We start from the raw sequence: 18,651 nt of genomic DNA on the forward strand, positions 1-18,651 counted from the left end.
TCATGCGGGGTTAACGCCAGAAGCCATAGCCTTGCCGCCCATGAGGTATGTGCGTGCCGTGCAGGTGTCGGCGTGGCTGCTCGCCCTGGGCGTCGGCGCGCCCCTGCTCGCCCTCGGCCTGGAGCGCAGCGGCGCGATCTTCGGCACGTGGGGGGACTGGCCGGAGTGGTGGCGGCGGGACATGCTCGCGCTGGCCGTCGGCATGGCCGTATGGGTCGGCGCGCTGGCCGCCGGGCTCACCGTCTCGGCGGTGCACCGCCGGTGGCCGGGGACCATCGTGTTCGGGCTGGTGCTGGTGGTGACGCTGACGGCCGTGGGCATCGTGCACGGTGCCCACCCGGAACGCTTCGCGGACATCTGGGACCAGGTCCTTGGCGAGCCTCCGCCCGACTTCTAGGGCGGCGGCCGGTACAGGGACGGACGAGTCGGCCTGTACGCCGGATTCTGTGCCGCGCTCGCGCGCGGCGGCGGCCATCCATCTAGGCCTGCCGTCGCCGGCAGGCTCGAGCAACCTACCCGCGGACATCGGGCGGGCCACCCTCGAACGTCCGCGCGGCCACCCGCCCGCCGAAGCGGATCGAGCGGCCTTTCTTGGTCTTGCTCCGGGTGGGGTTTACCTAGCCACCCCGGTCACCCGGGGTGCTGGTGAGCTCTTACCTCACCGTTTCACCCTTACCCGCTGCCCCGAGGGGCGGCGGGCGGTCTGTTCTCTGTGGCACTGTCCCGCGGGTCGCCCCGGGTTGCCGTTAACAACCACCCTGCCCTGTGGAGTCCGGACGTTCCTCGGCACCGCCGGGCCGGAGCCCGTGATGACGCGACCGCCCGGCCGACTCGTCCGTCGCGTTGACCATGATACGTCCCTTCCTCGCGCACGCGCTCGGGCCGGCCTCGGGGGCGATGGATCTCGGTGCACCGCGCGGTCGTCGTGGCGTTCGGGGTGACCCTGGCGGGTGTGCTGTTCGTGCGAGCCATGTCATAGCGCGATGAACGCTCGTTCAATGCGAAGATCGGGTATGGCATTGGACCTGGCTTCCCTCCCCGACGTCAGCGCGCTGACCGTCGGCATCCTCGGCGGCACCGGCGATCAGGGCCGCGGCCTGGCGTACCGGCTGGCCCTGGCCGGGCAGCGCGTGCTGATCGGCTCCCGCAGCGCGGACCGGGCGGCGGCGTCGGCGGCCGAGCTGGCGGAGCTGTCCGGCGGGAACGTGGCCGGCGGCGACAACGCGGATGTGGCGGGGCGCTCGGACGTGCTGATCGTGGCGGTGCCGTACGCGGGGCACGCCGAGACGCTGGCCGGGCTGGTCGACGAGCTGGTCGGCAAGATCGTGGTGGACTGTGTGAACCCGCTGGGCTTCGACAAGCAGGGGCCGTACGCGCTGAAGGTCGAGGAGGGCAGCGCCGCGCAGCAGGCGGCGGCCATCCTGCCGCAGGCGCGGGTGACCGCGGCGTTCCACCACGTCAGCGCGGAGCTGCTGGCCGACCCGGCGGTGGCCCGCATGGATCTGGACATCCTGGTGCTCGGCGACGACCGGGACGCGGTCGCCGTGGTGCAGGCGCTGGCGGGCCGCATCCCCGGCATGCGCGGTATCCACGCGGGCCGCCTGCGCAACGCCGGCCAGGTCGAAGCCCTGACCGCGAACCTGATCGCCATGAACAAGCGCTACAAGGCCCACTCGGGCATCCGCATCACCGACGTCTGAGCAGCTCGCGCGCGGTCGCGCGTTAGGAAGGGCACCTTCTACAACGCATGGCGATGTGAAGGTGCCCTTCCTTCAGGACGGGTGGCCTTGCTTCAGAAGGTGTGGTCGGCGGTGGGGAAGGCGCCGTCGTGGACGTCGGCGGCGAATTCGGCGGCCGCGCGGGAGAGGACGGCGTGCAGGTCGGCGTACTTCTTGACGAAGCGCGGGGTCGGGCCGGCGGAGGCGGGGCGCAGGCCGGCCATGTCCTGCCAGACGAGGACCTGGGCGTCGGTGTCGGGGCCCGCGCCGATGCCCACGGTGGGTACGCCGATCTCGGCGGTCACCTGCTTCGCGACGTCGCCGGGAACCATCTCCAGGACGACGGCGAACGCGCCCGCTTCGACCACCTCGCGGGCCTGGCGCAGCAGCGTCGCCGCGGCGTCGTCGCCGCGGCCCTGCACCCGGTAGCCGCCGAGCTGGTGCTCGGACTGGGGGGTGAAGCCCAGGTGGGCCATGACGGGGATGCCCGCGCCGGTGATCATCTCGATCTGGGCGGGGCGGAAGCCCTCCAGCTTGACGGCGTGGCAGCGGGCTTCCTTCATGAAGCGCACCGCGGTGCGCAGCGCGACCTCGGGGGACTCCTCGTACGTGCCGAACGGCAGGTCACCGACGATCAGGGCCCGCTTGGTGGCGCCGACCACGGCGCGTACCAGGGGGAGCATCTCCTCGACGGTCACCGGCAGGGTGGACTCGTAGCCGAACACGTTGTTCGCGGCCGAGTCGCCGACGAGCAGCACCGCGATGCCGGCCTCGTCGAAGATCTGCGCGGTGTACTGGTCGTACGAGGTGAGCATGGCCCACTTCTCGCCGCGCTCCTTGGCCAACTGCAGGTGGCGGGTGCGCACCCGGGTGCCGGCCGGCCCGCCGTAGAGGGAGGGCACACTGTCGGACATCGCTGTCTCCTCTCGCCTCGAGGCCGCGTCCGCGGTCCCCGGGTCTCAGGAGAATGTTTCCACCTGTTGAACACCCGATGTCAGGGTTCAGTGCACTAATTCACTGCGACAGGTTCAGCTCTCGCGCCAGCGGTTCGTGATGGGCAGGCGGCGGTCGCGGCCGAACGCCTTGAACGAGATCTTGGTGCCGGGCGCGGACTGGCGGCGCTTGTACTCCGCCCCGTCGACCAGGCGCAGGATCCGGTCCACCAGCGCCGGGTCGTGCCCGTCCGCGACCAGCTCGTCGCGGCCCTGGTCGCCGTCCACGTAACCGGCCAGGATCGCGTCGAGCTGCTCGTACGGCGGCAGCGAGTCGGTGTCCAGCTGTCCGGGGCGCAGCTCGGCGCTCGGCGGCTTGGTGATGGAGTTCTCCGGGATCACCTCGCCGACCGTGTTGCGCCAGTGTGCGAGCTTCCACACGAGCGTCTTCGGCACGTCCTTGAGCGGGTTGAACGCACCCACCGAGTCGCCGTACAGCGTGGAGTAGCCCACGGCCAGCTCGCTCTTGTTGCCGGTGGTGAGCACCAGGTGCCCCTCCTGGTTGGACAGCGCCATCAGGATCACCGCGCGCACCCGGGCCTGCAGGTTCTCCACCGCCAGGCCGGACAGGTTCAGGTTGGACAGGAACGCGTCCACCATGTGCTGGATCGGCTCGACCCGGTAGTCCAGGCCGGTGAGGCGGGCCATCTCGGCGGCGTCGTCACGGGAGTGCTGCGACGAGTGGCCGCTGGGCATCGAGACGCCGACGACGTGCTCGGCCCCGAGCGCGTCCACCGCGATCGCGGCGACGACCGAGGAGTCGATGCCGCCGGACAGGCCGAGCAGGACCGACTTCGCGCCGTTCTTGCGTACGTAGTCGCGCAGGCCCATCACCAGGGCGTTCCACACCTCGGCCTCGTCGCCGAGGCGGTCGGCGACACCGGCGTCGGCGGCGGGGCCCTCGGGCGCCGCCCAGGAGGTGGTCAGCGGGACCCGCGCGACGCGCATGCTGCCCAGGTGCCCGGCGGGCGCGTCCGGGTCGGCCTCGGGCAGGTGCAGGTCGTGCACGAGCAGCGCCTGGTGGAACTGGGGGCCGCGGGCCAGCAGGGTGCCGTCCGCCGCCACGATCATCGAGTCGCCGTCGAAGGTCAGCTCGTCCTGGCCGCCGATCATGTTGACGTACGCCACGGCCGCCCCGGCCTCGGCGGCCCGGCGCTGCACCAGCGGCAGTCGCAGGTCGTCCTTGTTCAGCTCGTACGGCGAGCCGTTGATGTTGATCACGAGCCCGACCCTCGCCGACGCCGCCACCGCGAACGGGCCGCCCGCCTGCCAGATGTCCTCGCAGATGGTCAGCGCGACGTCGGCCTGGCTGCCGTCGGCCCACTGCGCCCGCACCACGGTCAGCGTGTCACCGGGCACGAAGTAGCGGTCCTCGTCGAAGACGCCGTAGTTGGGCAGGTGGTGCTTGTGGTAGTGGGCGGCGACCACGCCGCGGTGCAGCAGTGCCAGCGAGTCGCGGGGGCCGACCGGCGAGGTGGAGTCCGCGCCGAGCCGCGCCGGGCCGTCCGCGTCGAGGTAGCCGACGATCACGGCCAGCTCGCCCAGCCCGTCGGCGGCCAGGTCGGCGGCCAGCCGCACCAGCGCCTGCTGGGAGGCCTCGACGAAGGACTGCCGGAAGACCAGGTCCTCGACCGGATAGCCGGTCAGCATCATCTCCGGGAAGGCGACGATGTGCGCGCCGGCCTCGGCGGCCCGGCCGGACCACTCGCGCACGATGGCGGCGTTGCCGGCGAGATCGCCGACCGTCGGGTTGACCTGGGCGAGAGCGAGACGCAGCGTGGCGGTCATGCCCTCATCTTCTCGCACACCCCACCCACCGCGTGTTTCCCACCAGGCGTGTGCCCCACCACAGTCCCGCCGAGCCGATCGCCCGCGGGCCGCACCCCAAGGTCATCCGACTTGCCAGGCACCTGTGCGTATCTTGCGGCCTCTTTCGCCCGTGTGCCAGGCAAGTCGAACGATCAAGCACCTCCGGCGCGATGGCCGGGCGGGCCCGTGGCGGATCCGGATCAGGGGGCGGGGGGCCGGGTGCGGCGGTCGAGGAGGTGGTTGGCGGCGTAGTGGGTGAGGTTGGTGATGAGGATCGCGGGGGCGACGACGGCGACGACACCGGCGAACTGGGCCTCCAGGCGCAGCGCGAGGATGATCGCGGTGATGCCGTTCTGCTGGGCGAAGGCCAGGTGCAGGCGGTCGGCGGGGGGCATGTTCCTGGTGAGCAGCCAGCCGACCAGGATCTGCGCGGCGAATGCGGCCAGGCCCAGGGTCACCCCCTGCGGCAGCGCGATCCCACCGATGAGCAGCAGCCCCAGCAGCACCGTCGCCGCGTAGAGCGCGCCCTGCGTGATCCGGGGCAGCAGCCGTGCCAGCCAGGCGGGACGCAGGAACAGGCCGACCAGAGCGAGGCCGAGCATCAGGAACTGCCACACCGCCACGGCCGCGGCGAGCGCGAGCAGCGCGGTCGCCCAGCGCGGCCGATTCCGGACGCCGTAGCGCCACAGCAGCCACACCACGCCCGCGAACGCAAGATTCAGGCCCAGATCGAGGGCGTACGCCAGCAGCCCGTCGGCGACGTGCACGCCCTGCTCGCCACGGGTGCCCAGGCCGAGCAGATCGGTGGCGACGGCGGCGGCGTAGATGGTGAGCACCACCGTGATCGGGTCGTCGAACGAGGACCACGCGGCCAGCACGGTGCGCGCCCGCGGGGAGAGCCGGTCGTCGCCCAGCAGCGCGGCCACCGACAGCGGGTCGATCTGGGCCACCACGATGCCCAGCAGCAGGAACAGCGGGTCCTGCCAGGCCAGCGCCAGAGTTGCGCCGATGACGGCGGCCTTGACGACCACGCCGACGGTGACCGCGGTGACGATGAGCCGCCGGTCCTGGCGCGCGGCCGCGGTGTCGATGCCGTAGGTGCTGCCGTACAGGCCGATGGCCAGCAGGGCGGCGGTGGCCAGCAGGTAGAGCGTGGAGTCGGTGGCGTCGGCGATCCGGACGCCGGTGACGGCGGCCGTGCCGAGGCCGATCAGGACGGCCAGGGCGAGCCAGGCGAGGCGGCGCACCGCGTTCCCTCAGGCGTTCTGCGAGGCGAGCGGCGCGCGGCCGGGGACCACGGCCGCCTGCGCGGGCACGGACCGGCCGGCTGCCGCGGGAGCGGGAACATGGTCGAGCGGGGGCATGCGTACACCTCGGGGTGGGGTGGCGGCCGGATCAGGCCGCGGTCCCCGCCATCCTAAGCGGACGGCTCAACGGTGCTCGATGTCGCTCAGCCGCGCGGGCTCGGCCGCGGGCCGCCGAGGGTGATCGGCAGCAGCTTCTTGGCGGCCTGCTCCAGCAGCCCGGTGAACCGGCCCAGATCGGCGACGGCGCCCTGGCGGTCGCCGGAGTCCATCTCGCGCAGCATCGACAGCACCCCGCCGACCCGGCCCAGCGCCAGGTAGCCGGTCATGGTCCGGTCCTTGCCGGTGAGCGTGAAGCGCAGCGCGTACGCGTCGCCCTCCAGCTTCAGCAGGTCCGCCGGCAGCCGGTCGCGCGGTACGTCCGAGACACGCACCCGCACCGCGGTGCCGTCGTCGAGCACCGCGTTGAAGTCCCGGCAGCGCTGGCCCATCCGGCGCAGCTCGTTCAGCGTGCCGAGCGCGCCGTCCCCGCTGAAGGTGCTGAGCACCTGCGTGATCAGCGTCGGCCCGCGGTGCCCGGAGACCGCCTGCGCGCTGGGCTGCAGGCGGGCCTTCGGGTGGCTGGCCACGGTCGCCGCGGCCGTGCGGATCAGCTCGTCGGGCGCGCCGAGCAGGGCCGCGCAGCGCTCCGGCCGGGGCGTGCGCACGCGGGGCGACGGGCTGGGCAGCTGCGGGGCGTAGCTGGCCGGCAGGTCGACGTCGGCCAGCAGTGCGGCCTGCAGCTCGGGCTGGGTCGCGGTGATCGGCAGGGTCTTGCGGGCCTCGGTCGCCTGGGCCTGCTGCTGGCGGTGCGTCGCGCCCAGCACCCCGGCCAGGGTGAGCGCGCCGATCAGCAGCCCACCGAGGGCGATGCCGCCCGCGATGGTGCGGTGGCGCACCGGGAAAAGGGTGTCCAGGCGGTTCATGGGCGCTCCTTGCGCATCGAGGGGAGCTCCGTTTCACTGACCGGTCCAACGGGGTGAAGGGCGTCGAAGTTGCGGCATCACCGTGCTCCGGCGTACAGCTGGAGGATGGCGTAACGTGCCCGTAATGAGGCCGCGCCAGACTGGCCCGGAGATCTCGTCTTAGAGAGGCATGCCGTGGATCGTCAGCAGGAGTTCGTGCTGCGTACGCTTGAGGAGCGCGACATCCGTTTCGTGCGCCTCTGGTTCACCGACGTGCTCGGCACCCTGAAGTCGGTCAGCGTGGCTCCGGCGGAACTGGAGTCGGCCTTCGAGGAGGGCATCGGCTTCGACGGATCGGCCATCGAGGGCTTCGCCCGGGTGTACGAGTCCGACATGATCGCCATGCCGGACCCGACCACGTTCCAGGTGTTCCCGTTCGAGGGCGGCGGCTCCGGCGAGAGCGCCCGGATGTTCTGCGACATCCTCATGCCCGACGGCACCCCGAGCTGGGCCGACCCGCGCCACGTGCTGCGCCGGGCGCTGTCGAAGGCGGCCGACAAGGGCTTCACCTTCTACACCCACCCCGAGGTCGAGTTCTTCCTGCTCGCCGACGCGCCCGCGGACGGCGGCGTGCCGACCCCGGTCGACGCCGGCGGCTACTTCGACCACACCACGCACGCCATCGCACGCGACTTCCGCCGCCAGGCGGTGCTGGCGCTGGAGCGCATCGGCATCTCCGTGGAGTTCAGCCACCACGAGGTCGCCCCCGGCCAGCAGGAGATCGACCTGCGGTACGCGGACGCGCTGACCACCGCCGACAACATCATGACCTTCCGGCACGTGATGCGGGAGGTGGCGCTGTCGCACGGGGTGCGGGCCACTTTCATGCCCAAGCCGTTCACCGACCAGCCCGGCAGCGGCATGCACACGCACCTGTCGCTGTTCGAGGGCGAGCGCAACGCCTTCCACGACCCGGCCGACCCGCACAAGCTGTCGAAGACCGCCAAGGCGTTCATCGCCGGCGTGCTCACCCACGCGCGGGAGTTCACCGCGGTGACCAACCAGTGGGTGAACTCGTACAAGCGGCTGTTCCCGCAGATGATCCCGGACCGGATCTCCGAGGCTCCGGCGTACGTCTGCTGGGGCCACCTGAACCGCTCGGCCCTGGTGCGGGTGCCCGCATACGGCAAGCCGAACTCGGCCCGGGTCGAGGTGCGCTCGATGGACTCGGCCTGCAACCCCTACCTGGCCTTCGCGGTGCTGCTCGGCGCCGGCATGAAGGGCATCGAGGAGGGCTACGAGCTGCCCCCGGGCGCCGAGGACGACGTGTGGGCCCTGTCGAACGCCGAGCGCCGCGCGATGGGCTACTCGGCGCTGCCGGAGAACCTGTCCGAGGCGATCGACGTCATGGCGGGCTCGGAGCTGGTCGCCGACGTGCTCGGCGAGCACGTGTTCGACTTCTTCCTGCGCAACAAGCGCGCGGAGTGGGAGGAGTACCGGCGCGAGGTGACTCCGTTCGAGCGGATCAAGTACCTGGGTGCGCTGTAGGTAACCTGCTCAGCCCCGTGCGGACGCCCGTGTTGCGGGCGTCCGCTAGCCTCCCGAGCGACATCGGATGCAGTGGAGGCGTACATGGTGCAGGACCTGGTCACGGGTGCGTGGCAGAGCGTGGTGTTCGGGGTGGCCGGCATCTGTCTGATGGCGGTCGGATTCGTCGTGGTGGACCTGCTGACGCCGGGCCGCCTGCGTGAGCTGATCTGGCACCAGCGCAGCAGCAACGCTGCGCTGCTGCTGGCGGCGAACCAGCTGGGCATCGCGCTCATCGTGTTCACCGCGATCTTCACCAGCTACGAGGACTTCGGCAAGGGCCTGGCCTCGACGGTGATCTTCGGTCTGCTCGGCATCGGCCTGATGGCCCTGGCCTTCCTGGCGCTGGACTGGCTGACCCCGGGTCGCCTGGGCGACATGATCGCCGAGATCGAGCCGCACCCCGCCGCGAAGGTCACCGCGGCCACCCACTTCGGCGCGGCCCTGATCGTCTGCGCCTGCATCGCCTGACCGGCACGCCCCCGTCACGCCACAGCGCGGCGTCACCCCGAGTGACGCCGCGCAGTCGTATACCCCCGCCCGTCCGACCCAAGATCGCGACGATCTTGCGCGGACTGTTGCCCCTTTGCCCGTTCTGAGTGTGTCGTCGCCACAGCCCAAGCAAGATCGTCGGCTGGGGGACTCGGGTCAGTGGGTGGGGCGGTCGAAGTCGGGGCCGGTGCCAGTGGCGAAGACGTCCATCCAGAGGTGGGGGCTATCGCTGATCACGGTGCTGAGCTTAGGCCGCAGGCGGCGGCCGGGCTCACCGGTGCGCGGCGGTCAGCAGCCGGTCGCACTCGGCGACTAGGTGGGCGCGCAGGGGAGCGGCGCGGTCGGCGAAGGAGCGTTGCTGCTGGGCGTACTCGGCGCGGCCCTCGGGCGTCTCGATGCGGACCGGGGGAAAACCCAGGTCGGCGAGGTCGTAAGGGCTGGCGCGCATGTCCAGTTCGCGGATCTCGCGGGAGAGGGCGAAGCAGGCGGCGACCAATTCGCTGGGGACCAGCGGGGACAGCTTGTAGGACCATTTGTAGAGGTCCATGTTCGCGTGTAAGCAGCCTGGCTGCTCCAGGGCGGGTTGCAGGTCCCGGGTGGGCTGGTGCGCGTTGAGGGGGCGCGCGGGGGCGGTGAAGAAGCGGAACGCGTCGAAGTGGGTGCACCGTACGCCGCGGTCTTCGACGACCTCGGCGGTCGCGGCGGGCGACAGGCGCAGCGGCCAGGAGTTGTGCCGGACCTCCTGCTGGGTCTGGCGGTAGACCATGGCCCACTCGTGCATGCCGAAGCAGCCCAGCTGGGCCGGGCGGGTCGCGGTCGCGGCGAGCAGGTCGCGGATCCAGCGCACCGAATCGGCCCGCCTGGCCAGCAGCGCCGGGTCGAGGACGGTCCCGCCGTCGACGCCGAGGTAGTCGCGGTCGGGCTCGCCGTCGCGCAGCACCACACCGTGGCCGGGGTGCCAGCGGCGCAGCTGCGCGGGCCGCAGCGAGTAGTACGTGAACAGGAAGTCGTGCACGGGGTGCTTGACCCCGTCACGGCGGCGCGCCAGGTGGTGCGCCAGCCAGCCGTCCACCAGCTCCTCATGCGCCTGTCGGCGGGCACGCCAGACGTCGGGGTCCAGCACCTCGATGGCGGCGGTTTTCACCAGGCCAGGGTACCGGCGGCGCGGGTAGGTGGCGACACCAGCTAGCTGGCTGTGCTACGGTCTCGCGCCATGGAGCTGGAGCGGCGCAGTCAGTGGCTGCGGGGAGTGCTCGACCTGTGCGTGCTCGGCGTGCTCGCCCACCGCGAGTCCTACGGCTACGAGCTGATCCAGTCGCTGCACGCCGCGGGGCTGGGCGGCATCCAGGGCGGCACCCTGTACCCGGTGCTGCTGCGGCTGCAGCGCGGCGGCCAGGTCGCCGCCCACTGGCGCGAGGGCGGGTCCGGCCCGGCCCGCAAGTACTACCGGATCACCCCGGCGGGCACCGAGACGCTGCGGCGATCCGCCGCCGACTGGGAGGCCTTCGCCGGCGGGGTGAGCGCGATTCTGCGAGAGGTGGCGGCACGGTGAGACACGACACCTGGCTCGATGCCCTCGCCGGCGAACTGCGCCGGCACGGAGTGGCCGAACAGACGGCGGGCAACGTGCTCGCCGAGACCGCGGCCCACCTGTGGGAGAGCGGGGACGACCCGCTGCGGGCGTTCGGCCCGCCCCAGGCGTACGCCGCCGCCGTCGCCGACAGCGTGCGCCTGGAGACCCCGCGGCACGCGCCGGGCGGGCCGGTGCGGCTGGAGGTCGTCGGCATCACCAAGCGCTACGGCCGCCGCACCGTGCTGCGCGAGGTGAGCCTGACCGTGCGCGCGGGCGAGGTCGCCGCCGTGGTCGGCGCGAACGGGTCCGGCAAGAGCACGTTCCTCGGGATCTGCGCGGGCCTGGTCAGCCCCGACCGGGGCGAGGTACGGGTGCACGGCAGCCTCGGCTACTGCCCGCAGGGCGGCGGCACCAGCGACTTCCTCGTGCCCGACGAGCATTTCGTCCTGGTCGGCGCGGGCCGTGGCATGTCACGGGCGGACGCCCGCGAGACCGGCCGGGCGGACGCGGCGGCGCTGGACTGGGATCCGCGCGGCGGCACGCAGGCCCGGCACCTGTCCGGCGGCACCCGGCAGAAGCTCAACCTGGTGATGGCGGGGCTGGGCGACCCCGACGTGCTGCTGCTGGACGAGCCGTACCAAGGCTTCGACCAGGGCTCGTATCTGGACTTCTGGCAGCAGGTGCGGCGCTGGCGCGACGCGGGCAAGGCGATCGTGGTGGTGACCCACCTGCTGAACACCCGCGACGGCGTCGACACCGTGCTCGACCTGGGCGAGCGCAGCAAGGAGCGGGCATGAGCGAGCTTGTCGAGCGAATCACGAGGCCTCGGGGACATGACCGTGCCGAGCGCAGCGAGGAGCGGGCATGAACAAGACGTTCGTCGTGGCCGAGACGGCGCTGCGGGAGATCGCGCGGCGGCGCGGGGTGCTGGCCATCCTGGTGCTGTTCCCGCTGGCGTTCTACCTGTCGCGGCGCGACTCGCACATGGGGCAGTCGATCCGCTTCGTGTGCCTGGGTCTGGGCTGGGCGCTGAGCACCGCGGCACTGTTCGCGGGCAGCGCCGCGCGGGCCATCGAGCCGCGGCTGCGCCTGTCCGGCTACCGCGGGCACCATCTCTACCTGGGCCGCCTGGTCGCACTGTGGATCGTCGGCCTGCTGCTGGCCGCCCCCTACTACGTGCTGATCCGCTTCGACACCGACGACGTCCGGTACGGCGCGATCGGGCTCATCATGGTGCTGACCGTGGCGGTGGCCGCGCCGTTCGGGCTGGCGCTCAGCGCGGCCCTGCCGCGGGAACTCGAGGGCATGCTCGTGCTGCTCATCATCGTGGGGCTGCAGATGATGATGGACCCGGCGGGTTCGGCCTCGCGGCTGCTGCCGTTCTGGTTCAGCCGCGAGATCGGCACCTACGCGGTGGACCACACCGACGGCGGTTACCTGGCGCGAGGGCTGCTCCACGCGGCGATCTGCCTGGCGGCGCTGCTGGCGGTGGTCGCGATCGCGTCCGGATACCGGCTGCGACAGCGGTCACACCTGCGCTTCGTCGCGCGGCGCTGAGGCGGTCGCCGAATCCGTCGCGGGTGGAGCGAGCGAGGTCACACCGTGCCCACGGCGTAAGTTGGAGCTGAAATCCCGATAAAAGATCTTCAGCTGGGGGCTGTGGTGCGCATCGCACGCTTTGTTCATCCGGGTGGCATGTCGTTCGGGGTGGTGGAGGGCGATCCGGACGCCGGCGCCCAGGCGCTGACGGTACGCGCGATCAACGGCCACCCCTTCGGTGACCTCGATCTCACCGAGCAGCGCTACGCGCTGGCCGACGTACGCCTGCTCTCCCCGATCCTGCCCAGCAAGGTGATCGGGGTCGGCCGCAACTACGCCGACCACGCCGCCGAGCACGGAGCCGAGGTGCCCAAGGAGCCGCTGCTGTTCCTCAAGCCGTCCACATCGGTGATCGGGCCGCACGACATCATCCGGCTGCCCGAGCAGTCGCACCAGGTCGAGCACGAGGCCGAGCTGGCCGTGGTGATCGGCGCCACCGGCGCGCGCCGGGTGGACCGGGCCGGGGCGGAGAAGGCGATCTTCGGGTACACCATCGCCAACGACGTCACCGCACGCGATCTGCAGAAGAGCGACGGCCAGTGGACCCGGGCCAAGGGTTTCGACTCGTTCTGCCCGCTCGGCCCGTGGATCGACACCGCCGTCGACGTCTCCGACGCCGAGGTGCGCTGCGAGGTCAACGAAGAGGTGCGCCAGCTCGGCCGCACCTCGCAGATGGTCTTCGACGTGCCCACGCTGGTGTCGTACGTGTCCCACGTCATGACGCTGCTGCCCGGCGACGTCATCCTCACCGGCACGCCCGCGGGGGTGTCGCCGCTGGTGGCGAAGGACGTGGTGGCCGTGCGGATCCAGGGCCTGGGAGAGCTGCGCAACCCGGTCGGCGCGCGATAGGGATACCGATTTGGCGCTGCCGGGGAGGTCAGGTAAAGTTCATCCCCGGCAGCGGAAACGGTGCCAATGGGGTATGGGGTAATTGGCAGCCCAACTGATTCTGGTTCAGTTAGTCTAGGTTCGAGTCCTGGTACCCCAGCAACCAAGCAAGATCGGGTGAGAGCCTGATTCGCGCGAGGCTGCTGGACCTGCTAAAGTTCAGCGGGCCGCCGAGCTGAGTGATCAGCAAGGCGGTCGAAAACTGAAGAAGGTGTTCTCCGGAACATCGACCTGGCCCCGTCGTCTAGCGGCCTAGGACGCCGCCCTCTCAAGGCGGTAGCGAGGGTTCGAATCCCTTCGGGGCTACCAGGTTTTCAAGAAGCTCACGAGCGATGCTCGTGAGCTTCTTTCGTTACGCGGGCCGAGGAGATGGCGCCGCGGTCCTACCCTCCGGACATGGAGTTCGTGGTGGGTCTGTTCGTCGTCACGGCGGTTCTGATCGCCGTCATGGTTCTCATCGCGGCCCGGCGCAGCCGCAGCCGCAGCATGCTCGACCCGTCCCGGGACACCTACCAGGGTTTCCCGCACCACCATCACCCCGAATCGTCCGCTGGACTGTTCGACGGCGGGGACGTGTCCGGCGGCGGGCCACAGTGATGGCGCGGGTCCGCTAGCCTACGCGACCATGAAGCTCTTCTTGATCGCCGTCGCCCTGCTCATCGTGGTGCTGGCGGTCGTCGCGGGCCGCCGCGGCAAGCGGCACGGCCACATCAACCCGCCGGAGAACTACTACGATGGCAACGCGATGATCCACGCTGCGCGGCAGACCGGTGGGGCGGACGGTCCGAACAAGTCGACCGGCTGACCGCCGGAAGCGGCCGGCCGTAGCCCGTCCTGCGGAGGTGCGGCCGCCCGGCGACGGCGCCGTCGGGAGACGCGGCCGTGCGCGAAAGGCCCCGTACCCGCCGTAGACGGCGTCGTACGGGGCCTTCACGCGCTGCTCAGAGGCCGGACAGGCGTTGCCCCGCCCGGACCACGGCCATCGCGTGCCGGTCGCCGGGGCGGCGGCCGAGGCGCTCGATGGGGCCGGAGACGCTGATCGCGGCGATGACGCGGCCGGTGCGGTCGCGGACGGGGGCGCTGACCGACGCCACGCCCGCCTCCCGCTCGGCCACCGACTGGGCCCAGCCGCGGCGGCGCACTTCGGCCAGCGTGCGGCCGGTGAACTTGCAGCGGGGGAGCAGGGGCATGACCGCCTCGGGGGGTTCCCAGGCGAGCAGGATCTGGGCCGCCGATCCTGCCGTCATCGGCAGGATCGCGCCGACCGGCACGGTGTCGCGCAGGCCGCTGGCCCGTTCCGCGGCGGCGACGCAGAGCCGTTCGTCGGCCCTGCGCAGGTAAAGTTGTGCGCTCTCGCCGGTGGCGTCCCGCAATGCGGACAGCAGCGGCTCTGCGGCTGTCAGCAGGACGTCGGGGGCGGCGTTCGCCAGTTCTCCAAGTCGGGGACCGGGACGCCAACGTCCCTGCGTGTCCCGTACCAGCATCCGATGAATCTCCAGCGCCTGCGCCAGCCGGTGCGCCGTTGCTCTCGGCAGCTTGGTGCGATCGACGAGTTCGGCGAGGCTGGCGCCGTCGACACACGCGGCAAGGATCACTACCGCCTTGTCAAGGACGCCCACGCCAGACATACTGTGTCCCACAGACCGAAACATACCTCCCAAGATGCGGGATGTCCAGATGGTGGGAGCAACCCAGTGAGCAGGACCCTTGCCCAGAAGGTCTGGGACGCACACGTGGTACGCCGAGCTGACGGTGAACCGGACCTCCTCTATATCGATCTTCATCTGCTGCATGAGGTGACCAGCCCGCAGGCCTTCGACGGCCTCCGGCTGGCCGGGCGCAAAGTCCGCCGGACCGATCTGACGATCGCGACCGAGGACCACAACACGCCCACCGACAACCTGCTGACGATCGCCGACCCGGTGTCGCGTACGCAGATCGAGACCCTGCGCGGAAACTGCGCCGAGTTCGGCGTGAAACTGCACCCGCTCGGCGATCCGCAGCAGGGCGTCGTCCACGTCATGGGCCCGCAGCAGGGCCTGACCCAGCCGGGTATGACGATCGTCTGCGGCGACTCGCACACCTCGACGCACGGCGCTTTCGGTGCGCTGGCCTTCGGCATCGGCACCTCCGAGGTGGAGCACGTGCTGGCCACGCAGACGCTGCCGCAGGCGCTCCCGAAGCAGATGGCGGTCACCGTCACCGGCGAGCTGCCCCCGGGCGTCTCGGCCAAGGACCTGATCCTGGCCCTGATCACCCAGGAGGGCACCGGCGGTGGCCGGGGTTACGTGGTGGAGTACCGCGGCCCCGCCATCGAGAAGCTGAGCATGGAGGGGCGGATGACCGTCTCCAACATGTCCATCGAGTGGGGCGCCAAGGCCGGCCTGATCGCGCCGGACGAGACCACGTTCGCCTGGCTGAAGGGCCGCAACTTCGCGCCCAAGGGTTCCGACTGGGACGACGCCGTGGCCTACTGGCGCACCCTGCCCACCGACGCCGACGCGGTGTTCGACAAGGAGGTGTTCCTCGACGCGAGCGCGCTGACGCCGTTCGTCACCTGGGGCACCAACCCGGGTCAGGGCGCTTCGCTGGACGCCGTGATCCCCGACCCCGAGTCGTTCGCGTCCGAGTCGGAGCGCGCCGCGGCCCGCCGGGCCGTGGAGTACATGGACCTCACCCCGGGCACGCCGCTGCGCGATCTGGCCGTGGACGTGGTCTTCGTCGGCTCCTGCACCAACGGGCGGCTGGAGGACCTGCGCACCGCGGCGGACGTGCTGCGCGGCCGCAAGGTGGCCGACGGCGTGCGAATGCTGGTGGTGCCGGGTTCGGCCGCGGTGCGCGCGCAGGCCGAGGAGGAGGGCCTGCACGAGGTCTTCACCGCGGCGGGCGCCGAGTGGCGGTTCGCCGGCTGTTCGATGTGCCTGGGCATGAACCCGGACACGCTGAAGCCGGGCCAGCGCTCCGCGTCGACGTCCAACCGCAACTTCGAGGGGCGGCAGGGCAAGGGCGGCCGTACCCACCTGGTGTCGCCCGCGGTGGCCGCGGCGACCGCCGTGACCGGCCACCTGTCCGCTCCCGCCGACCTGGACGCCGTCGGCGCCCGCTGAACCGAGGTAGATCGAAATGGAGAAGTTCACCGTTCACACGGGCACCGCGGTGCCGCTGCGGCGTTCCAACGTGGACACCGACCAGATCATCCCGGCGGTGTACCTCAAGCGGGTCACCCGCACCGGATTCGAGGACGGGCTGTTCAGCGCCTGGCGTGAGGACCCGTCGTTCGTGCTGAACAACCCGGTCTACGCCGGGGCCAGCGTGCTGGTCGCCGGGCCGGAGTTCGGCACCGGATCCTCGCGGGAGCACGCGGTCTGGGCCCTGAACGACTACGGCTTCCGGGTGGTCATCTCACCCCGGTACGGCGACATCTTCCGGGGCAACTCGCTCAAGCAGGGTCTGCTCACGGTCGAGCTGCCGCAGGCGGCCGTGGAGACGTTGTGGGACCTGGTGGAGGCCGATCCGACCACCGCGATCGAGGTCGATCTGGTCGCCCGGGAGGTTCGCGCAGCCGGACAGAGCTGGGCTTTCGCGCTCGACGACTTCCTGCGCTGGCGGCTGATGGAAGGCTTGGACGACATCGGTTTGACGCTGCGCCACGAAGAGGCGATCACCGCCTTCGAGGGCCATCGCCCGGCTTTCGGAGTACTTGTCGGATAGGTGCTGAACCACGACAGCAACGTAATTGCCCCCGTCCTGTTATCAGGATGGGGGCAATTTTCTTTGCGACACATAGGTGGTTTTTGACCCTCCTGTTGGCATATTGCTGACGTTGGGCCTACTGTGCGCACAGAATGACTGTTATGAGTCCAGTAGCACCATACGGGAGGAATCCGTGAACAAGACTGAGCTGATCGACGCGATCGCCGCTCACCCGACCGTGGTCGACAAGAAGACCGCCGCGGCCGTGCTGGAGGCCACGCTCACCGAAATCCAGAACGCGGTCACCAAGGGCGACAAGGTTTCGCTGACCGGCTTCGGTGTCTTCGAGAAGCGGGCCCGGGCCGCTCGCATGGCGCGTAACCCGCGCACCGGCGAGGCGGTCAAGGTGAAGAAGACGTCGGTGCCGGCCTTCCGGCCCGGCGCCGGCTTCAAGGACACGGTGGCCGTCGGCAAGGTCGCCGCCCCGGCGAAGAAGGCGGCGAAGTCCGCCGCCAAGAAGACCGCCGGTGCCGGGACCCGCCCGGCCGCGAGCAAGGCCACCGCCGCGTCGAAGACGGCCCCGGCCAAGAAGACCGCGACCAAGAGCACCGCCAAGGCGACCACGGCCAAGGCCACCGCGGCGAAGGTGACCGCGACCAAGGCCACCGCCAAGAAGACCACGGCGGCGAAGACGGCTCCGGCCAAGAAGACCGTGACCGCGAAGGCCACCACCACGGCGAAGAAGACGACCGCCAAGGCGACCACGGCCAAGAAGGCCCCCGCCAAGAAGGCCGCCAAACGCTGACCGGTCCCGTTATCCCTTCCTGAATACAGCTGCGCCCACGCCGATCTGAGATGGCGTGGGCGCAGCTCTGTGCGGAGCCCTTTCAGTGCTGGGGCGGCTGGGACCGGCCCTGGCAACCGGAGATGCGCAGCATGGCGCGGTACGTCTGGCGCGGGGTCGGCGCCGCGGGCAGTGGTTCGGCCTCGCCGCCGGTCCGGAATGCCTGCAGCAGGTAGCCGACCAGCCGCTGCCACGCCCTGGGCGCCGCCTGGGCGGTGCCGCGCAGCACGCCCGCGTTGGCCATCAGCATCAGCGGCAGATCCTCGGGCACGTAGTCATCGCGCAGCGAACCCTCGGCCTTGGCGCGCTCCACCAGGCCCACGAAACCGTGGTAGAGCGCGGTGCGGCGGGCCTCGAACTCCCGGGCACCCGGAAACGACATGGTGAGCACGTCGGCCAGTCCGGCATCGGCGGCCTGCATACGGCAGACCTCCTGCACGTAGCCCGCGAAGCCGGTCCAGCCGTCCGGGGCCTGCCGCGCCTCGTGCAGCGCGAGCTCGTACTGGTCGAACTTGCGCGACGCGGCCGCGACCATGAGGTCGTCGCGGGTGGGGAAGCGCCGGTAGAGCGTGGCGATGCCGACGCCGGCCCGTGCGGCGATCTCCTCCAGCGGCACGTCGAATCCGCGCTCGGCGAAGGCGTCGCAGGCGGCGTCGACGATGCGCTCGCGGTTGCGGGCGGCGTCGGCGCGCAGCGGGGGTTCCACCATGATCACCAGGGTAGCAGGACTGGAGGGGCGCCTCCGGTTAGTGCTACCGTCGCGACACAAACGGAGGAGATCCACCACTTAGCCTCTCGTTCGACAAGGAGATTCTCGTGAACATCGCCCTTTGGGTCGTGCAGATCCTGCTCGGCGTGGCCTTCCTCGGGGCAGGCCTGATGAAGTCCACCAAGAGCAAGGAGGACCTGGCCCCGAAGATGCCGTGGGTGAACGACCACTCGACCGGCACGCTGCGGCTGATCGGCGTCACCGAGCTGTTGGCGGGCATCGGCCTGATCCTGCCCTGGGCGACCGGCATCGCCCCGATCCTCACCCCGCTGGCCGCGTCCGGCCTGGTCGTCATCATGGTGCTGGCGGCCGTGGTGCACGCGCGCCGCAAGGAGTACTCGGGCATCGTCGTCAACGTCGTGCTCGGCGCGCTGGCGCTGTTCGTGGCGATCGGCCGCTTCTGATCAGCGCGTTCGCGGGGTGAAGGTTAAGAAGGGCA

The 18,651-nt window shown here is 70.9% G+C and carries 21 protein-coding genes, 2 tRNA genes and 1 other RNA gene; 16 read left to right on the top strand and 8 right to left on the bottom strand.

Features of this window, described 5'->3' with window-relative positions:
* The first annotated feature begins 40 nt into the window (after nucleotides 1-40).
* Complete coding sequence (locus FLL47_RS11605) at nucleotides 41-397, top strand: hypothetical protein (protein ID WP_144120480.1); 357 nt, start codon at nucleotides 41-43, stop codon at nucleotides 395-397.
* Nucleotides 398-417: 20 nt separating this feature from the next.
* Here FLL47_RS11605 and rnpB read toward each other — a convergent pair.
* Nucleotides 418-834, bottom strand: an RNA gene (rnpB, locus tag FLL47_RS11610) — RNase P RNA component class A.
* Between the two features lie 179 nt (nucleotides 835-1,013).
* Here rnpB and npdG point away from each other — a divergent pair.
* Nucleotides 1,014-1,700 carry an NADPH-dependent F420 reductase gene (gene npdG, locus FLL47_RS11615; RefSeq protein ID WP_144120481.1) on the top strand — a complete coding sequence of 229 codons (687 nt, stop codon included), beginning with the start codon at nucleotides 1,014-1,016 and terminating at the stop codon, nucleotides 1,698-1,700.
* 92 nt (nucleotides 1,701-1,792) lie between these two features.
* Here npdG and panB read toward each other — a convergent pair whose 3' ends face one another.
* The 4 genes from panB to FLL47_RS11635 all read right to left on the bottom strand — a co-directional run bounded on the left by panB (nucleotide 1,793) and on the right by FLL47_RS11635 (nucleotide 6,788).
* A complete protein-coding gene (gene panB, locus FLL47_RS11620) occupies nucleotides 1,793-2,632 on the bottom strand; it encodes a 3-methyl-2-oxobutanoate hydroxymethyltransferase (RefSeq protein ID WP_144120482.1) in 840 nt (279 codons plus the stop codon).
* A gap of 114 nt (nucleotides 2,633-2,746) precedes the next feature.
* Nucleotides 2,747-4,498, bottom strand: a complete 1,752-nt coding sequence (locus FLL47_RS11625) for an NAD+ synthase (RefSeq protein WP_144120483.1) — start codon at nucleotides 4,496-4,498, stop codon at nucleotides 2,747-2,749.
* A gap of 221 nt (nucleotides 4,499-4,719) precedes the next feature.
* Nucleotides 4,720-5,766, bottom strand: coding sequence for a hypothetical protein (locus tag FLL47_RS11630; RefSeq protein WP_144120484.1), 1,047 nt, complete (start codon nucleotides 5,764-5,766; stop codon nucleotides 4,720-4,722).
* A gap of 203 nt (nucleotides 5,767-5,969) precedes the next feature.
* The gene (locus tag FLL47_RS11635) at nucleotides 5,970-6,788 is read right to left on the bottom strand and encodes a hypothetical protein (protein ID WP_144120485.1); all 819 of its coding nucleotides are present in this window, start codon (nucleotides 6,786-6,788) and stop codon (nucleotides 5,970-5,972) included.
* Between the two features lie 174 nt (nucleotides 6,789-6,962).
* Between FLL47_RS11635 and glnA the strand changes: the two genes are divergently transcribed.
* Together glnA and FLL47_RS11645 are read left to right on the top strand one after the other, a co-directional pair.
* A complete protein-coding gene (gene glnA / locus FLL47_RS11640; RefSeq protein ID WP_144120486.1) occupies nucleotides 6,963-8,315 on the top strand; it encodes a type I glutamate--ammonia ligase in 1,353 nt (450 codons plus the stop codon).
* An 84-nt stretch (nucleotides 8,316-8,399) separates the two neighbouring features.
* Complete coding sequence (locus FLL47_RS11645) at nucleotides 8,400-8,825, top strand: DUF350 domain-containing protein (protein WP_144120487.1); 426 nt, start codon at nucleotides 8,400-8,402, stop codon at nucleotides 8,823-8,825.
* Nucleotides 8,826-9,117: 292 nt separating this feature from the next.
* On the opposite strand, the gene FLL47_RS11650 is transcribed toward FLL47_RS11645, so the two are convergent.
* A complete protein-coding gene (locus FLL47_RS11650; RefSeq protein ID WP_144120488.1) occupies nucleotides 9,118-9,990 on the bottom strand; it encodes a 3-methyladenine DNA glycosylase in 873 nt (290 codons plus the stop codon).
* Nucleotides 9,991-10,059: 69 nt separating this feature from the next.
* Between FLL47_RS11650 and FLL47_RS11655 the strand changes: the two genes are divergently transcribed.
* From FLL47_RS11655 to FLL47_RS11690, 8 genes are all read left to right on the top strand, one after another.
* Entirely contained in the window at nucleotides 10,060-10,398 is a 339-nt protein-coding gene (locus FLL47_RS11655; RefSeq protein ID WP_144120489.1) for a PadR family transcriptional regulator, read from the top strand.
* Complete coding sequence (locus FLL47_RS11660; protein ID WP_144120490.1) at nucleotides 10,395-11,216, top strand: ATP-binding cassette domain-containing protein; 822 nt, start codon at nucleotides 10,395-10,397, stop codon at nucleotides 11,214-11,216. Before FLL47_RS11655 ends, FLL47_RS11660 begins: the two co-directional genes overlap by 4 nt.
* Nucleotides 11,217-11,283: 67 nt before the next feature.
* Entirely contained in the window at nucleotides 11,284-11,976 is a 693-nt protein-coding gene (locus FLL47_RS11665; RefSeq protein WP_144120491.1) for an ABC transporter permease, read from the top strand.
* A gap of 105 nt (nucleotides 11,977-12,081) precedes the next feature.
* Complete coding sequence (locus FLL47_RS11670; protein ID WP_144120542.1) at nucleotides 12,082-12,867, top strand: fumarylacetoacetate hydrolase family protein; 786 nt, start codon at nucleotides 12,082-12,084, stop codon at nucleotides 12,865-12,867.
* Nucleotides 12,868-12,934: 67 nt separating this feature from the next.
* A tRNA-Gln gene (locus tag FLL47_RS11675) sits at nucleotides 12,935-13,006 on the top strand.
* 133 nt (nucleotides 13,007-13,139) lie between these two features.
* Nucleotides 13,140-13,215 (top strand) — tRNA-Glu (locus tag FLL47_RS11680).
* Nucleotides 13,216-13,302: 87 nt separating this feature from the next.
* A complete protein-coding gene (locus tag FLL47_RS11685; protein WP_144120492.1) occupies nucleotides 13,303-13,503 on the top strand; it encodes a hypothetical protein in 201 nt (66 codons plus the stop codon).
* Between the two features lie 28 nt (nucleotides 13,504-13,531).
* Nucleotides 13,532-13,711 (top strand): hypothetical protein, encoded by a 180-nt coding sequence (locus FLL47_RS11690; protein WP_144120493.1) that lies wholly within the window; start codon nucleotides 13,532-13,534, stop codon nucleotides 13,709-13,711.
* A gap of 136 nt (nucleotides 13,712-13,847) precedes the next feature.
* Here the strand turns inward: FLL47_RS11690 and FLL47_RS11695 are convergent, their stop codons facing one another.
* Nucleotides 13,848-14,534: an IclR family transcriptional regulator gene (locus FLL47_RS11695; protein WP_120318463.1), complete on the bottom strand. Its 687-nt coding sequence runs from the start codon at nucleotides 14,532-14,534 to the stop codon at nucleotides 13,848-13,850.
* A 66-nt stretch (nucleotides 14,535-14,600) separates the two neighbouring features.
* Between FLL47_RS11695 and leuC the strand changes: the two genes are divergently transcribed.
* The 3 genes from leuC (at nucleotide 14,601) to FLL47_RS11710 (ending at nucleotide 17,404) form a co-directional block, all read left to right on the top strand.
* Nucleotides 14,601-16,013, top strand: a complete 1,413-nt coding sequence (leuC, locus tag FLL47_RS11700) for a 3-isopropylmalate dehydratase large subunit (protein ID WP_144120494.1) — start codon at nucleotides 14,601-14,603, stop codon at nucleotides 16,011-16,013.
* A 16-nt stretch (nucleotides 16,014-16,029) separates the two neighbouring features.
* Complete coding sequence (leuD, locus tag FLL47_RS11705; protein ID WP_144120495.1) at nucleotides 16,030-16,617, top strand: 3-isopropylmalate dehydratase small subunit; 588 nt, start codon at nucleotides 16,030-16,032, stop codon at nucleotides 16,615-16,617.
* A gap of 160 nt (nucleotides 16,618-16,777) precedes the next feature.
* Complete coding sequence (locus tag FLL47_RS11710) at nucleotides 16,778-17,404, top strand: HU family DNA-binding protein (RefSeq protein WP_281286689.1); 627 nt, start codon at nucleotides 16,778-16,780, stop codon at nucleotides 17,402-17,404.
* Nucleotides 17,405-17,486: 82 nt separating this feature from the next.
* On the opposite strand, the gene FLL47_RS11715 is transcribed toward FLL47_RS11710, so the two are convergent.
* Nucleotides 17,487-18,152, bottom strand: coding sequence for a TetR/AcrR family transcriptional regulator (locus FLL47_RS11715; protein WP_144120497.1), 666 nt, complete (start codon nucleotides 18,150-18,152; stop codon nucleotides 17,487-17,489).
* A gap of 107 nt (nucleotides 18,153-18,259) precedes the next feature.
* Here FLL47_RS11715 and FLL47_RS11720 point away from each other — a divergent pair, with 107 nt between their 5' ends.
* Nucleotides 18,260-18,616 (top strand): DoxX family protein, encoded by a 357-nt coding sequence (locus tag FLL47_RS11720; RefSeq protein WP_144120498.1) that lies wholly within the window; start codon nucleotides 18,260-18,262, stop codon nucleotides 18,614-18,616.
* Nucleotides 18,617-18,651 lie beyond the last annotated feature (35 nt).

The organism is Catellatospora sichuanensis (assembly GCF_007483665.1).
GTDB classification, from domain to species: Bacteria; Actinomycetota; Actinomycetes; order Mycobacteriales; family Micromonosporaceae; genus Catellatospora; species Catellatospora sichuanensis.

Coding starts and splice junctions, on each gene's coding strand:
- FLL47_RS11605 (WP_144120480.1), top strand. CDS start 41: ATGAGGTATGTGCGTGCCGTGCAGGTGTCGGCGTGGCTGCTCGCCCTG.
- npdG (WP_144120481.1), top strand. CDS start 1,014: ATGGCATTGGACCTGGCTTCCCTCCCCGACGTCAGCGCGCTGACCGTC.
- panB (WP_144120482.1), bottom strand. CDS start 2,632: ATGTCCGACAGTGTGCCCTCCCTCTACGGCGGGCCGGCCGGCACCCGG.
- FLL47_RS11625 (WP_144120483.1), bottom strand. CDS start 4,498: ATGACCGCCACGCTGCGTCTCGCTCTCGCCCAGGTCAACCCGACGGTC.
- FLL47_RS11635 (WP_144120485.1), bottom strand. CDS start 6,788: ATGAACCGCCTGGACACCCTTTTCCCGGTGCGCCACCGCACCATCGCG.
- FLL47_RS11645 (WP_144120487.1), top strand. CDS start 8,400: ATGGTGCAGGACCTGGTCACGGGTGCGTGGCAGAGCGTGGTGTTCGGG.
- FLL47_RS11655 (WP_144120489.1), top strand. CDS start 10,060: ATGGAGCTGGAGCGGCGCAGTCAGTGGCTGCGGGGAGTGCTCGACCTG.
- FLL47_RS11665 (WP_144120491.1), top strand. CDS start 11,284: ATGAACAAGACGTTCGTCGTGGCCGAGACGGCGCTGCGGGAGATCGCG.
- FLL47_RS11685 (WP_144120492.1), top strand. CDS start 13,303: ATGGAGTTCGTGGTGGGTCTGTTCGTCGTCACGGCGGTTCTGATCGCC.
- FLL47_RS11690 (WP_144120493.1), top strand. CDS start 13,532: ATGAAGCTCTTCTTGATCGCCGTCGCCCTGCTCATCGTGGTGCTGGCG.
- FLL47_RS11695 (WP_120318463.1), bottom strand. CDS start 14,534: ATGTCTGGCGTGGGCGTCCTTGACAAGGCGGTAGTGATCCTTGCCGCG.
- leuD (WP_144120495.1), top strand. CDS start 16,030: ATGGAGAAGTTCACCGTTCACACGGGCACCGCGGTGCCGCTGCGGCGT.
- FLL47_RS11715 (WP_144120497.1), bottom strand. CDS start 18,152: ATGGTGGAACCCCCGCTGCGCGCCGACGCCGCCCGCAACCGCGAGCGC.